Origin of the sequence: Pigmentiphaga humi (genome assembly GCF_900606115.1) — a bacterium.
Lineage (GTDB): Bacteria > Pseudomonadota > Gammaproteobacteria > Burkholderiales > Burkholderiaceae_B > Pigmentiphaga > Pigmentiphaga humi.
Genome location: NZ_UWPJ01000031.1, coordinates 20,506 through 34,779 on the forward strand (window position 1 = coordinate 20,506; position 14,274 = coordinate 34,779).

Here is a 14,274-nt window from a genome sequence, read left to right on the forward strand (position 1 = left end):
CAGCCTCGCACGCAGAACTCAGAAGCCGGCCGGGCGCAGCGAAACGATGCCGTAGACCACGGCCGCGGCAATGAGGGCGATCACGAGGGCCAGCGCCCAGGTGCCGGCGCCTTCGCGTATCGGCTGCGCATCGGCTGGAAATTCGTCGGCCGGCGCGTTGCCGGTCACCATGGCGCCTATCAGTTTCTGCTTCTTCACCAGGCGATACCAGAGCACGGCGGCGATGTGCAGCCCCAGCAGAATCAGGATCGGCAATTCATCGAGCTTGTGCAGCCGGGTGAGCTGATCGGACAACCGGGTATCGACCAGAGCGGCCAGCGGCCCTTGCATGAAAATTTCGTCGTTGGCGAACAGCCCGGTCACTGCCTGATAGCCCAGCAGCAGGATCATCGCAATCACCGAGAGCGCGCCCAGCGGATTGTGGCCCGGCGTGCGCGGCAGCCTGCCTCGCAGGTAGCCGAGGACGGAGCCGGGGCCGCGCACGAAACGGCTGAAGCGCGCATTGGCGCTGCCCACCAGGCCCCAGACGATGCGAAACAGGATCAGGCCCAGCACCGAATAGCCGAACAGCATGTGGTACTCGGCCCAGAGGCCGCCCGCCTTGATGGTGGCGAACGCGCCGATCACACAGGCCACGAGCAGCCAGTGGAAGAGACGGGTGGGAAGATCCCAGACGCGGATTTTCTTCGGAGCGGACATGGCGTCATCGGCAGTTTGCGGAGCCCTTATTGTGCCATCGCGCTCGTCGCCGCCGAGAGCGACAGCATCGGCGCCCAGACCGCGCATCTGAGCGATTGGTCCCGCAGCGTTCGTGCTTGAACAGGAAATCCGGCGCTTCCGGATCGCCTGAGCAGCCACGGCAGGTTAGCGCGATTCAATCCTGCAGTTCGATCTTCGCTTCCCGGATGACCTGCGCCCACTGGGCCGTCTCGGCCTTGATCTGGGCTTCGAATTCCGCGGGGCGCGATGCGACGATCGCCATGCCCAGGCCTTCCACGCGCTGCTTGACGGCGGGCAGCGCGAGCGCCGCGGCCGCATCGCGCTGGATCTTGTCGATGATGGGCGCGGGCGTGCCGGCGGGTACCACCAGGCCGATGAAGGCCTGGACCGCGAAGCCGGGGTATTTCTCCGCGACCGTGGCGTAATTCGGATAGGCGGGCTCGCGCTGGGTGCCGGTCGTGGCCAGCATCTTCAAGCGGCCGGACTGGATGTGCGGCATGAGCGAGAAAATGGGGTCGATCATCACCATGACCCGCCCGCCGATGACGTCGGTATGGGCCGGCGCGCTGCCTTTGTAGGGGATGTGGGTGAGTTCCACGCCCGCTTGCCGGGCGAGCAGGGCGCCGGCCAGGTGCGAGGTGCCGCCGGTGCCGGGGCTCGCGAAGGTGACGGCATCCGGATGGCGCTTGGCGTATTCGATCATCTGCTCGAGCGTGTCGAACGGCGCCTGCGGATTGGCGGCGATGGCCAGCGGCACGCGTATCAGCTGCGTGACGGCCGCCAGGTCCTCGTTCTTGTAAGGCAGTTTTTTCTGCAGGCTCGGGTTGATGACGTAGGCGGGATTGACCACGCCGATGGTGTAGCCGTCCGGGGCGGCCTTGGCCACCGCGGCCGTGCCCAGCATGGTGCTGGCGCCCGGTTTGTAATCCACGATGACCGGGTGTTTCCAGGTTTCGGCCAGTTGCTGGCTGACGATGCGGGCCAGCACGTCCGTGGGGCCGCCGGCGGGGAAGGGAACGATCATCGTGGATGGGCCCTGGGGGTAGGCCGTATCCGCTGCGGCGTGGCCGCTCAGCAGCGCCGCCGCTGCCAGCGCGGCGCCCAGGATGCTTCGACGTGTCGACATGCTTGTCTCCGATGTTGTTGTAAGGAAAGGCGCTAGCGGTTCAGCCCGCGCCGCATCAGCCGATGCCAGGCGCGATAGCCGTCGTGGAAGCAGGTTTCGTCGCCCAGCGTCCTGGGGCCCAGGCGGCCGTCGATATGGCGCATGCCGAGTTCCGCCGCATAAGGGTCGATGGACTGCATGCCGCTGGTGTCCAGGCCGCGCAGGTAGCCCGCCGTCCAGCCCGCCGCCCGGGCCGCGAAGCCCGCCTGGCTATGCTCGTACGCCACGTTGTCGTCGGGCGTGGCCAGGCCGCTGGCATTGAAGAAGTCCTCGTAGTCGCGGATGCGCGCGGCCCGCAGGTCCGCTTCCTCGCCCTTGGGAGCGAGGCAGTGCGTGCGCATTTCCGTCTGGTCCGCCGCGAGCGGGTGGATGACGCGCAGCATGACGCTGGTGACGTTGTCCACGATCTGCAGGTTGGGGAATATGGTGAGATTGCGCGCGCGCAGTGCCCAGCGGACGCGGGTGTCGTCCATGGCGGCCGCACAGGCGGCGCGGCGGCGGGCCAGCAGGGCGGCCGAGGCGCGGCTCTCGCGCCAGGTCACCGCGTGGCCGTGGCCGAAGCTGAACGTGCCCTGGACCTCGGCCTGGGCCGGCGGCATGCCGCCCGCAAACGCATCCGTCTCGCGCCGCGCCAGCAGCTCCACGTAAGAAGCGTGCGTGGACGAGAAGTGATACATGTCCAGCGAATTTTCCAACTGCAGCTTCCAGTTGGCCTGGAAGGTGTAGCCGGCGTTCCCGGGCACGAACTCCAGGCCTTGCGGCCCTTGGTCGACGATCAGGTCCAGGAAGGCGCGGGCATCGCCCAGATATTCGTCGAGCGGAGGCACGTCTTCCGACAGGCTGGCGAAGAGAAAGCCGCGATAGCTGCCGAAGCGCGCGACGGGCGCGAGTCCGTGGTCCGAGGCCTGGAACCAGCCCGGATAGCGGCCTTCGGCCTGGTTGGAGACATACTGGTTGGCGCCGTCGCTGCCGTACACCCAGCCGTGGTAGCGACAGGTGTGAGTGCGCCGGTTGCCGCTGCGCTGAGTGGCGACCATCATGCCGCGGTGGCGGCACGAGTTCAGCAGGCAATGCAGCCGGCCTTCGCCGTCGCGGGTGACCAGGACGGGTTGGCGGCCGATGCGCGTGGTAAGGAAGTCGTGCGCACGGGGCAACTGGCTATCCAGTCCCACGAAGACCCAGGTGCTTTCGAAGACGGACGCCTGCTCGTGCTCGAAGACGGCGGGGTCCGTGAACGCATCGCGGTGGACGCGGAAAATGCCCTGCTCGGCCCGGTCGTCGAGCAGCCGGTCCAGGTCCGCTCCGGTGAGCGGCGCGCGGGCGTCGGAGGGGGCGTCTCCCCGAGGATTCATCGACATGGCTGCTCCTTCAGATGCAATAGAAATCGAGCACGGTCGGAACCTTGTCGTTGATCAGCACGGCCTTCTTGCGCGCGATGCGCGGCGAGCCGTCCCGCATCACGAGCGTATGCTCGCAGCGACAGGCGGCGGTCCGCAGCAGTTCGGTGCGCAGGTCGTAGATCTGGGTGACGCAGTACGAGCGCACCAGCCATGCGCCGTCCGCGTCGGCCGGAACGACCATGGGATTGCTGATGCATCGCAGGGTGCGGGGCAGCGGCTGCGACGCCAGCGACTTCGTGCCGGTTGCGCGCTTGACCCGCTCTTCCAGCCGTTGGCGCCCGGCTGCGTAGATCAGGGAGATTTCACAGGAGGGATCGTCCGTGGCGACGTGGTCGTCTTTCCAGGCGGGCACCCAGAACACGGCGTCGGGCTCATAGAGGGACAGCCACTCTTGCCAGCGCTGTTCGTCGAGACATCGCGCTTCGGTATAGAGCAGTTCGATCAGTGAGGTGTTCGTGGTTTCCGTCATGGCTGCGCCGCATGCAAGATCCGGGCGGCAGCTCGTCCATGGCGCCGCGATCGGAACGGCGCCATTAGACGGCCGGTGGTTTAACAAGTAAAGTCATGAAGTCTTGTTAACCTACAAGAACAGCTTGTGAATATATCCACCCGCCAGATGAAGGCCTTCCTCTGCCTGGCGCGCCTGCAGAGCTTCACGCGCGCGGCCGAGCAATTGCACATCACGCAGGCCGGCCTGAGCGCGATGATGCGCGATCTCGAAACCCAGTTCGATTGCCGGCTGTTCGATCGCACCACGCGAGCGGTGTCGCTGACCCCGGCCGGACTGCAGCTCGTTCCGCGCGTGGAGCGCATGCTGGCCGAATTCGGCGACGCCTGTCTGGCGCTGGGCAAGATCAGCGCGCACGCCAAGCGCGTGCTGACCGTGGCCGTCGCGCCCGTGGTCGCGTCCAGCCTTTTCGCCGAAGTCTGCGAGCATTTCGGCAGAAAGGAGCCGGAGGTGACGGTCAGGCTCCGCGACGTCAACAAGGAGCGCATCCTGGCCATGGTCGAAAGCGGCGAGGTCGACGTCGGCTTCTGCGCCCAACCCAATCCCGCCGCCGCCACCGAACGCCTGCCGCTGTTCAAGTGCCACTTGCTGTGCATCGCCAAGCCCGGCGTGCTCAAGCTCGCGCCCTCGCGCGACGGCGGACTGCCCACGGTGACCTGGGCGCAGTTGCCGGCCTTGCCCATTCTCGCGTCCGCCGATCCCAGCCAGGGCTTGATCGACGCCTATCTGGACCGGATCGGCCGGGCGCACGAAGAGCGGCCGGCCTACGAAAGCATGCCCACCATCATCGCGATGGCCGCGAGCGGCTTCGGCATAGGCTTCGTGCCGTCCTTCGCCTTGCCGACCTGTCTGCGCCTGGGCGTCGAGGTCGCGCGCCTGCAGCGGCCCTCGGTGGCCGTCGATTTCTACCGCATTACCAAGAAGGGGCGCGAAGTGCCGCGCCTGGTCGATCCGTTCGTGGCTTCCCTGGTCGAGGTGGCGCACCAGGTGGGCGTGGCGCGCTAGGGCGCGGGCGAACCAGCCCACGCAGCCCAGGCTGTCCGCCACGGTTTCTCGGCCGGGTCATTCCAGCAGCAGTGCCAGCTTGTTGATGATGCCGAGGCTGCTGGGGTTGACGATGTCCAGGGGCGTACGCTCGGGCGCGAAGTTCAACGCCTTCTTCAGGCCGTCGCCCACGGTCGTGGCGCTCAGCGGCAGCAGCATCACGTAGGTATCGCCACCGGCCATGGCCTGGGCGATGTCCACCGCCGCGCCGTCGCTCATGCGCCGCACCGTGCGCTGGGCGGAGGGGTTGTTGCTTGGCCGGAAGGCACTATAGGCTCCGTCGGAGTAATGGGCGAGCATGGTCTCGTTGAGGTAGCGCTGCGCAACCGAGTACCGGTTGCCGCGGACGATCTGATCGGGGTCGGGGTCCGCGGCACGGTAGGACAGCGGGACGACCATGAGCACGTTGAACTTGGCCAGGCGCGCGGGGTCGTTGCCGGACTGCGGGAAGTTCACCGAGTAGTTCCAGCTCAACCGCTCCAGAAACGAGTTCTCCTGGGCCGCCACGACCTCGCGCATGGGCTTGCTTGCGAAAAACGGGAACGACTCTTCCAGACCCAGCACCTGGTAGCCCTCGTACTTCGGGTTCAGCGCGGGTTTCAAGGCGAGGCCGGTCCAGTCGTAGGGCCGCAGCGTCCAGCTGGCGCCATAGATCGCCTGGTAGGCGCCGAAGTTCTGCACGAACACCAGCGTCGGCGGGCTGCCCTGATTGAAGATATAGACCGGGTACCAGGGGGTCTGGATGGATTTTGCGCTGCGGTAGAGCGAGAGCGGATCGGTGTTGGGATTGCTGAAATCCACCGTCGCCAGATCGTCGCTTCCTATCTGCAGCGAGGTCCAGGTGACCAGTTGCGCGCCGCCGTCGGCGGTCCAGCGCAGCGGCATGTAGCCGCCGGGCGCGACCGCCCATGCCTTGCCCTTGACGGGGTCGAGCAGGGTGCCCATCACGTAGTCGTAGTAGTCCAGGTCCTGCAGGCTCTTGTACAGCTCGCTCTGCGCCTTGGTGCTGCTCGTGCCCAGGACCGCCTTTTTGTAGCCAGCCAGCACCGCCGTGGTCAGGTCCGTGCCCTGCTGGAGCGTCAGGGTGACCAGCTCATAGGCCCGGGCCGATGCCGCCAGGTAGAACTGGTGGTAGCGCGCGCTCATCTCGGGCGTGACGTTGCTGGCCGAGAAATTGGCCAGGAAGCGCAGGTAGGAGTCGAGCCTGCCGAGTTTTTCCACCCCCAGCATCAAGTCCATCAGATGGGGAAAGCTGCCGATGGTTTTGGTGGCGCCGGGAATGTCGAGGTTGGGGCGCAGCTGGGGAATGACGCCGTCATAGGGTAGGGTCTCGAAGCCGTTGACGTACATTTTGTCGAAACGCACGAGATTGCCTTCGCTGGCCTGCGGCGGTTGCTGGAGTTGCTTGGCGCGCTGATTCAGTGTGTCCAGCTCGGCGACGAGCTGGAGATAGGCATTGCTGCTGTCCTGGCCGGCTTGCAGCAGCGTGCTGTCGTCAGCATCGAGTATCACCAGTCCGCTGTCGGCCCGCTTGCGCGAACGCTCCAGTTGGTCCGCGTCCTTGGCGGCCTTCTTGTCCGCCTGGTATTGCTTCCACTGGTCATAGGAGGTGAACGCCGTGTCCGGCGGGACGTCCTGTTCAGGGTGCTTGGGGCCCACCGGTTCGGGCAGCTTCACCCCGGGATCCTTGGGCAGGCTGCCCATGGGCGGCACTTCGGACGTGCTCTGGTCCTTCAGCATGGTATGCAGGCTGTTGACCCAGGCCGCGGTGTCCGCCACGCCGGCGGGCATGGACTCGGCCGAGACCTGAACGTTCTGGACGGCCGAGGCCCAGCCGTTCTGCTTGTAGTACTGGAACGATCCCGATGCCCCGGCGCCGGAGTTCAGCGTCTCGTACTCGACCGAGAGCGACGCGCCGTATTGCGCCTCGGTGTTGCCGCTGGCCTTGCTGAAGGTGAGCTGGCCCTTGGCGATGCCCCGGTTCATCGAGGTGGTCCTGGAGACGAACGAGTCGCCGTTGAAGGCGTAGAAGTCGGCGATGGCGCTCACGATCTTGCGGCGCAGCTCGGTCATCTCGCCGACCAGCAGCGCCTGGATGGACGCGTCGGTGCACAGCCCGTGCTGCGTCCGCAGATCGGAGAAGACGGTCTCCATGCGCGTCAGCAGCTGGATGTTGGCGTAGGGTTCCGTGTCCGCCTGCTTGTAGCGGTCGACCTTGACGCTGGCAATGTAGGGCTTGCCGGCGCAGGCGGCGGTGGGCGCGCTTTCGGTGGTAGCGACGTAGCTCTGCAGTTGCTCATCGGTCAGTTTGGTGCCGATGAGGTAGGGCGTCAGGTTCTCGGTGCCTGTGAACCCGGAGTTCAAGAGGGCGACGACGTTGTTGGTGTTGGCGGACACCATCTGGACGCTGATGGTGCCATCGGAATTGGTGCTCTCCCAGGCGTTGGCCTGGTGGTAAGCCCCCGCGGCCCTGAAGCCCGAGTAGGTGCCGGATACCGAGCCGTCGATGGTGGTCTGGCTGCTGGCCGAGCTGGCGGTCTTGTTGCTGGTGAGCCTGAGCTCGGTCTTTTCTTGCGAACCCGTGGTGTCCACGTTCAGCCGGTTGTCCTCCTTCAGCCGGCCCAGGTCGAAGATGGGGCGCAGGTTGTAGGTGGAGGCGGCGGAGTCGATGCTGGAGCCGACCGACAGCGACTTGATGCTGTCCGGCGTGATGTCCGTGCCTCGGCTGGCGTTCAGCAGATAGCGGTTGAAATCCTCCTCGTCCATGGACGCGTTCGCGGCCAGGGCGGGGTAGAGCGAGGTGTTGGACGGCTCAGGCTCGGTCGAGCCGCCGCCGCAACTGGCCAGGCAGGCCAGGCAGGCCAGCGCCGCCGGCCGCAGGGCCGGGGCGACGAGAGCGGAGCGGCCCGTGCGCGTTTGTTGCATGTTGAGGTTCCTGCTTCGACAGCTCCCATCGGTTGCCATGCAAACGATGGGAGCATATTTGACGGGTAGGGTGCTGCCGGTCCTAGTTGTCGTACTTCACCGGTACAGGGAAGCTTAGGTGGTTCTTGACCACAGCCTGGTCGTTCTCCCGCTGCTGGTTGGGGTCTGCGCTATCGCACCAGGTGTCGGACTTGGGATGCTTGACGCCCTTGGCGGTCATGACGCTGCACGCGGACTTGTCGACGATCTGCGCGCGATTGGTGGGGCAGCTCTTCAGGTCGCCGGTGCACTTGGCGAACTTCTCCCGGACGTAGATGGTGTAGACGTTGTCTTCCATGTCGGTGAAACGGGCCTTCAGGGGGTACGACGGCACGGTGCCGACGCGGAATCCGCTGATCTGGCTGTTGGTCGGCATGATCACGTCCTGCTTGTCCTGGTTGCAGTTCGGGTCGGCGGGGTCGGTGTTCAGCGAGCAGACGCCGTACTTCTTGAGGATCGGCACATTGATGCGGCCAGCCAGCGCCTGGGGCACGCCCAGTCCCACCGAGAAACCATCGGCGTAGTTGAAGGATTTTTCGTTCTCCAGACCCTGCGTGCCGCCCACGGTGAACACCAGGCCGTCGCCCAGCTCGCTCATGAAGCCCACGGCGTCATCCACCGAGAAGGCGTAGGCGCTCATGTCCAGATCGTCGTGGATCAGCTTGACGTAGGGGTTGAAGGCCAGCTTGGTGTTGGCCTGGACGTCGGCCTGCCTGTAGTTGTATTGCAGATCCTCGATGTAAAGGGCCTGCAGGTAGGCGTGGTCGTGGCCGTTGACCTTGGTGTCGACCAGCTTGTTGGCGTCCGAGCCGCAGCCTTCGTTGAACGGCACCCAGCCGTAGATGTGCTTGATGGCTTCCCAGAACTTGAACTCGGCGACGTGCGCCGGTATCTTGCCCGAGCCCGCGGGATCGCCGGTGCACTGCTTGTTGGCGTACATGGTCAGGTACTTCTTGTGGTTCTCGGCGAAGAAGTCCTTGACCAGGGCCAGGTCCTCCTGCATCGCCTGCGGGGCGGGGCAGTCCTGGGGGTACTTCTTGCTCGTGTAGGCGCTGATGTCCTCGCTGCCCCAATCGACGCAGGAGCCCCACAGGTCCTGAATGTTCTGCACCGCCTGGCCCCATTGCATGGTGCGTTGTTCCTCGGGGGTGCATTGCCCTTCGATGCATTTCATCACCGTCAGCACCGGCGGGTTCTTGCCGTCGGCCGGCTTGACGGGCACGTCGGGATCCTCGATCAGGTAGCCGTTGCGCTGGGCGAAGATGTTGTAGCCGCCGGGCAGGCGCAGTTCGCTCATGTTGTAGACCGGCCAGCCCTCGCCCAGGCCGCCGGTTTTGACGAAATTGCTCAGGGCGGTGCGGAATTCGGCCGGCTTTTTCGCCGAGCCGCTGTAGCCGATGTAGGGATTGCTGCGCACGCCGATGGCCACGGGCATGTAGACGTGATCGACGTAGGAGATGTTGTAGCCCACGTTCTCGGGCTTGAGCATCCGCGTGGTCTGCTTGGGGGGGACGATGGAATCGCCGAAGGTGTATTCCGACAACTGGGCGAACACGTCCTCCTGGAACTGCACCGGGCTGGTGTAGGTGCTCAGGGTGCACGCCGTGCCCTGCCCCTTGCAGGTCACGCCTGCCGGCGTGGTCGCGGGCTTGTCGTCGCCGTTGCGCAGCCGCTTGTTGCGGTCGGCCAGCAACACGCGGCCGCCGTTCCACCAGGTGACGTAGTTGCCCGGCGACAATTGGCTGTACAGCGGCAGCGTGAGGGTGACCTCCGAGTCCGGCGGGATGCCTTTGCCGTCGTTGACGTAGAGCTTGTAGACCGCCTCGGTGGGAAAGGGGTCGGTGGAGCGCAGGCAGCCCTGCACCCACTGGTTGACACTGTTCATGCTGGTAGCCAGCACGGGGTAGATCTGCTCGTCGGAGTTGTTGCGGATGGTGATGGTCTTGGCTTTGACCACCACGCTCTTGCCGTCGTAGTCCTTGCAGGTGATGGGTGCGCTGCCCGTGGGCAGGCCATCAGGGTCGCTGCTGCTTGTCGGCTCGGAGGCGCCGTCGCCGCCGCAGGCCGCCAGGGCGAGGGTGAGCGCCAGCGCGACGGCGGCGGCGGGCACCGGGGATGGGGCCTTGCCAAGTGGAGGAGAGGCGCGCATTTCAGACTCCTTTGTAGATGTCGGATGTGAGTTTTTCTGGGAAGCGGGGGCTCGTCATGGGCCAGCCCGCTCGCCGAAGGCCTGGGCGGCGGCGTCGGCCGGGCCGCGCGGCTTGCCATTGCCGGGCAAGCGCTGAAAGCCGGATCGACCGCCTTCATTGGCGTGTTTGTAAATTCTAGTGAGCTGTGGTCCGCGTGCCATGGGCGACGTTAGGTTCGTGCGTCCCAGTTTGGAGCTTGGCGTCCCACCGCGTGCGCCGGCGCGTCATGCCATCCATTCCCCGTCTTTCTTCTAGACCGTGAGCGGCAGACGACCCGGAGTTAATAACCAAGATAAATGCCGCCATTCAATTAAAAATAGGCAGGCCGTGCCCGCCTTCTGATGCGCGAGCTTATAGTAGAAATTACACTGTCCCTATCCACTGATGTGTAGGGGTCGGCCTTTGTCCACCCGACGGGTAGCTGCATCAACAAGAGGAAATGGGCGTGCTGGATCAGAGTGTTCAAGAGGATATTCACCGCTTGTGGGATGAACTCACCGATTTCGACGCGGGCCAGACCGATGCCGCCGCCCGGCATTTGCAGGAACGTCTGTGCCGCATGGTGGGGGCATGGAACTCGACCTGGGGCGGAGCCGCCCGGCTCGACCCGGGCCCCGGCAGCGACGATCCGCTGCAAGGCTGGCGCGTGGCCGTGACCCGGCTTCTGTACCCCTTTGAAGCGCCCGCGGAGGACGGTCCATTCAAAGAACTGCAAAAGCGCTGGAACAGCCGCGAAATGGATGTTTCCTTTTTGCAGCCCATGCACGGCATCGGCCAATTCCGTACCTACGGACACCGGCGCGATTTACCGCCGGAGTGGTTCGACGGCCCCATTTACCAGATGTTCAGCGCCCGCTACGGCACGGTGGACTCGCTGTGGGTAGGATTCCCGATCAATGGCGATGCGGAATCGCATTTCGGCTTCTACGCCCGCAAGGTGTTCACCGATGGAGACTACGAATTGCTGGCCTACGCGCTGCGCGGCATCAAATGGTTTCATCGCCAGCTCATGCTCACCAGCGGGCCGCTGGTGGCCAAGTCGCCCTTGACACCTACCGAGCGCAAGGTGCTCGGGCTGCTGCTGACCAAGGCATCGGAACGTGTGATCGCCGATCAATTGGGGCTGGCCGTCTCCACCACCCATCAGCACATCGTCTCCGTGTTCCGTAAATTTGCCGTGCGCAGCCGCGCCGAGTTGATGAGCCTGTGGCTGAGCCGCCCTTGCTGAGGGCGGCCGCGCGATAGCCCCCGCCGCCCGCACTGCTTCGCCATAAAAAAACACCCCAAACGCTGGATTCGCGTCCAGCTTTTGGGGTGCGGTTCGGCCTTGCCGGGGCGGGGTCAGCCCACGACTTCGCCCGTATCCTTCTTGAGCGGCTTGACCAGGTCCTCGCGTTTGACGCCCAGCCACATGGCGATGGCGGCGGCGACGAACACCGACGAGTAGATGCCGAACCAGATGCCGATGGTCAGCGCCAATGCGAAATAATGCAGCGACGGGCCGCCGAAGATCAGCATCGCGATCACCATCATCTGGGTCGAACCGTGGGTGATGACGGTGCGTGAGATGGTGGCCGTGATGGCGCTGTCGATGACTTCCTTGACCGTCGCCTTGCGCTGCTTGCGGAAGTTCTCGCGGATCCGGTCCATGATCACCACGGATTCGTTCACCGAGTAGCCCAGCACCGCCAGCACCGCGGCCAGCACCGGCAGCGAGAATTCCCACTGGAAGAAAGCGAAGAAGCCCAGGATGATGACCACGTCGTGCAGGTTGGCCACCACCCCGGCCACGGCGAACTTCCATTCGAAGCGGAAGGCGAGGTAGATCATGATGCCGATCACCACGAACAGCAGCGCCAGCAGGCCGTCGTGCGCCAACTCCTTGCCGATCTGGGGGCCGACGTACTCGACGCGCCGCAGCTCGACGCTGGGGTCGGAAGCCTTGAGGGCTTCGATGACCTCGTTGCTCTGCTGGGTCGAGGACTTGCCCTCGATGTTGGGCAGCCGGATCATCACGTCGCGCGAGGTGCCGAAGTTTTGCACCTGGAAGTCGGCATAGCCTTTCTGCGCGATGGTGGCGCGAACCTTGTCCAGCTCGGCCGCCTGCGAGTAGGCCACTTCCATGACCGTGCCGCCGGTGAACTCGATGGACAGGTGGAAGCCCTTGGTGGCGATGAAGAACACCGCCGCCAGGAAGGTCACCAGACTGATCAGGTTCAGCACCAGCGCATGGCGCATGAACGGGATGGTCTTGTGGATGCGGAAGAATTCCATGGCGTTCAGACCTCTTTGGGTTTCCAGACCTGACCGATGGATATCTTGGTCAGTTTCTTGCGGCGGCCGTACCAGAGGTTGGCCAGCGCGCGGGCACCCACGACTGCCGAGAACATCGAGGTCAGGATACCGATGGTGTGGACGATGGCGAAGCCGCGCACCGGGCCGGAACCGAAGGCCAGCAGCGCCACGGCGGCGATCAGCGTGGTGACGTTGGAGTCCAGGATGGTGCCCCAGGCGCGCTCGAAGCCGAGGTGGATGGCCTGCTGCGGCGTGGCGCCGTTGCGCAACTCCTCGCGTATGCGCTCATTGATCAGCACGTTGGCGTCGATCGCCATGCCCAGCGTCAGCGCGATGGCCGCGATGCCGGGCAGGGTGAGGGTCGCCTGCAGCATGGACAGCAGCGCGATCAGCAGCAGCAGGTTCACCGCCAGCGCGATCACCGAGAAGATGCCGAACAGGCCGTAGTACAGCGCGATGAAGACGGCGATGGCGGCAAAGCCGTAGACCACCGAGTGGAAGCCCTTCTCGATGTTATCGGCGCCCAGGCTGGGGCCGATGGTGCGTTCCTCGATGATCTCCATGGGCGCGGCCAGCGAGCCGGCGCGCAGCAGCAGCGCGGTGTCGTTGGCCTCGACCGTGCTCATGCTGCCCGAGATCTGCACCCGGCCGCCGCCGATCTCGGTGCGGATCACCGGCGCGGTGACGACCTCGCCTTTGCCCTTTTCGAACAGCAGGATGGCCATGCGCTTGCCGACGTTGTCGCGGGTCACGTCGCGGAAGATGCGCGCGCCCTTGGAGTCCAGCGTCAGGTGCACGGCGGGCTGCTGGTTCTGGCTGTCGAAGCCGGCCTGGGCATCCTGCAGGTTCTCGCCGGTCAGGATGACCTGGCGGCGCACCAGCACCGGGCGGCCGTCGCGGTCGGTGTAGCGCTCCAGCCCGAAAGGCACGGTGCCGCTGGCCAGCGCGCTGGTCGCCTCGGGCGAGTCGTCCACCAGCCGCACTTCCAGGGTGGCGGTGCGGCCCAGGATGTCCTTGGCCTTGGCGACGTCCTGCACGCCCGGCAGCTGGACCACGATGCGGTCGGCGCCTTGCTGCTGGATGACCGGCTCGGCCACGCCCAGTTCGTTGATGCGGTTGTGCAGCGTCGTGATGTTCTGGCGCAGCGCGTTGTCCTGCGCGGTCTTGATCGCCTGCGGGCTGAGCGCGCCGGCCAGCTTGAATTCGCCGCTGGCGTCCTGGTCGTTCAGCTGCAGGTCGGGCAGGCCGGTGCGCAGAACGTCGCGGGCGGCGTCACGGGTGGCGGCGTCGCGGAGCTTGATCTCGATGCTCTGGCCGACGCGGTCGATGCCGTTGTGGCGGATGTTCTTGTCGCGCAGCAGCGTGCGCACGTCGCCGGTCATGGCATCGTAGCGCTTGGTCAGCGCGCCTTGCATGTCCACCTGCAGCAGGAAGTGCACGCCGCCGCGCAGGTCCAGGCCCAGGTACATGGGCAAGGCGTGCAGCGAGCGCAGCCAGGCGGGGGAGGCCGACAGCAGGTTCAGCGCGACCACGTAGTTCGGGTCGGCGGCGTCTGGGTTCAGGGTTTTTTCCAGCACGTCGCGCGCGCGCAGTTGCTGGTCGGTCGAGGCCAGGCGCGCCCGCACCGTGCCGACCGGGCCGTTCTGCTCGAAGTACAGCCCCGTATTGGAAATGCCGGCGTCCTGCAGGATCTGCTCGACGCGGCCCGCCATGGCATTGTCGACCTTGACGGTCGCCTTGACGCTGGATACCTGCACGGCGGGGGATTCGCCGAAGAAGTTCGGCAGGGTGTAGACGAAGCCGACCACGACCGCCACGGCGACCATGATGTACTTCCAGAGAGGGTAGCGATTCATCGGTAATCAAACCTCGGAAGGCTGGCGCACCGGCGCCTGTGCCGCTGGAACAAGCCGCAAGATGCGAAAAAGGGGGCCGAGGCGCCTGGCGCCCGCCCCCGGGTGCATCGATGCCGCCGGGAGGAACCGGCGG

The 14,274-nt window shown here is 65.5% G+C and carries 10 protein-coding genes; 2 read left to right on the forward strand and 8 right to left on the reverse strand.

Going from position 1 to position 14,274, the window contains the following annotated elements:
* Window positions 1-18: 18 nt before the first annotated feature.
* The 4 genes from PIGHUM_RS19775 to PIGHUM_RS19790 all read right to left on the reverse strand — a co-directional run bounded on the left by PIGHUM_RS19775 (window position 19) and on the right by PIGHUM_RS19790 (window position 3,754).
* Complete coding sequence (locus tag PIGHUM_RS19775; protein WP_124081446.1) at window positions 19-699, reverse strand: cytochrome b/b6 domain-containing protein; 681 nt, start codon at window positions 697-699, stop codon at window positions 19-21.
* Between the two features lie 175 nt (window positions 700-874).
* Window positions 875-1,846, reverse strand: coding sequence for a tripartite tricarboxylate transporter substrate binding protein (locus PIGHUM_RS19780; protein WP_124081447.1), 972 nt, complete (start codon window positions 1,844-1,846; stop codon window positions 875-877).
* A gap of 32 nt (window positions 1,847-1,878) precedes the next feature.
* Window positions 1,879-3,243, reverse strand: a complete 1,365-nt coding sequence (locus tag PIGHUM_RS19785) for an aromatic ring-hydroxylating oxygenase subunit alpha (protein ID WP_222929288.1) — start codon at window positions 3,241-3,243, stop codon at window positions 1,879-1,881.
* A 10-nt stretch (window positions 3,244-3,253) separates the two neighbouring features.
* On the reverse strand, window positions 3,254-3,754 hold the full coding sequence (locus PIGHUM_RS19790; protein WP_124081448.1) for an aromatic-ring-hydroxylating dioxygenase subunit beta: 501 nt from the start codon (window positions 3,752-3,754) through the stop codon (window positions 3,254-3,256).
* 126 nt (window positions 3,755-3,880) lie between these two features.
* Here PIGHUM_RS19790 and PIGHUM_RS19795 point away from each other — a divergent pair, with 126 nt between their 5' ends.
* Window positions 3,881-4,798: a LysR family transcriptional regulator gene (locus PIGHUM_RS19795; RefSeq protein ID WP_124081449.1), complete on the forward strand. Its 918-nt coding sequence runs from the start codon at window positions 3,881-3,883 to the stop codon at window positions 4,796-4,798.
* Between the two features lie 57 nt (window positions 4,799-4,855).
* Here the strand turns inward: PIGHUM_RS19795 and PIGHUM_RS19800 are convergent, their stop codons facing one another.
* Both PIGHUM_RS19800 and PIGHUM_RS19805 read right to left on the reverse strand, forming a co-directional pair.
* The gene (locus PIGHUM_RS19800; RefSeq protein ID WP_124081450.1) at window positions 4,856-7,762 is read right to left on the reverse strand and encodes a hypothetical protein; all 2,907 of its coding nucleotides are present in this window, start codon (window positions 7,760-7,762) and stop codon (window positions 4,856-4,858) included.
* An 82-nt stretch (window positions 7,763-7,844) separates the two neighbouring features.
* Complete coding sequence (locus PIGHUM_RS19805) at window positions 7,845-9,950, reverse strand: hypothetical protein (protein WP_124081451.1); 2,106 nt, start codon at window positions 9,948-9,950, stop codon at window positions 7,845-7,847.
* Between the two features lie 485 nt (window positions 9,951-10,435).
* Between PIGHUM_RS19805 and PIGHUM_RS24265 the strand changes: the two genes are divergently transcribed.
* Window positions 10,436-11,218 carry a response regulator transcription factor gene (locus PIGHUM_RS24265; RefSeq protein WP_160142365.1) on the forward strand — a complete coding sequence of 261 codons (783 nt, stop codon included), beginning with the start codon at window positions 10,436-10,438 and terminating at the stop codon, window positions 11,216-11,218.
* Between the two features lie 113 nt (window positions 11,219-11,331).
* Here the strand turns inward: PIGHUM_RS24265 and secF are convergent, their stop codons facing one another.
* Both secF and secD read right to left on the reverse strand, forming a co-directional pair.
* Entirely contained in the window at window positions 11,332-12,264 is a 933-nt protein-coding gene (secF, locus tag PIGHUM_RS19815; RefSeq protein ID WP_124081453.1) for a protein translocase subunit SecF, read from the reverse strand.
* A 5-nt stretch (window positions 12,265-12,269) separates the two neighbouring features.
* Window positions 12,270-14,141, reverse strand: a complete 1,872-nt coding sequence (gene secD, locus PIGHUM_RS19820) for a protein translocase subunit SecD (protein WP_124081454.1) — start codon at window positions 14,139-14,141, stop codon at window positions 12,270-12,272.
* Between the last annotated feature and the right edge of the window lie 133 nt (window positions 14,142-14,274).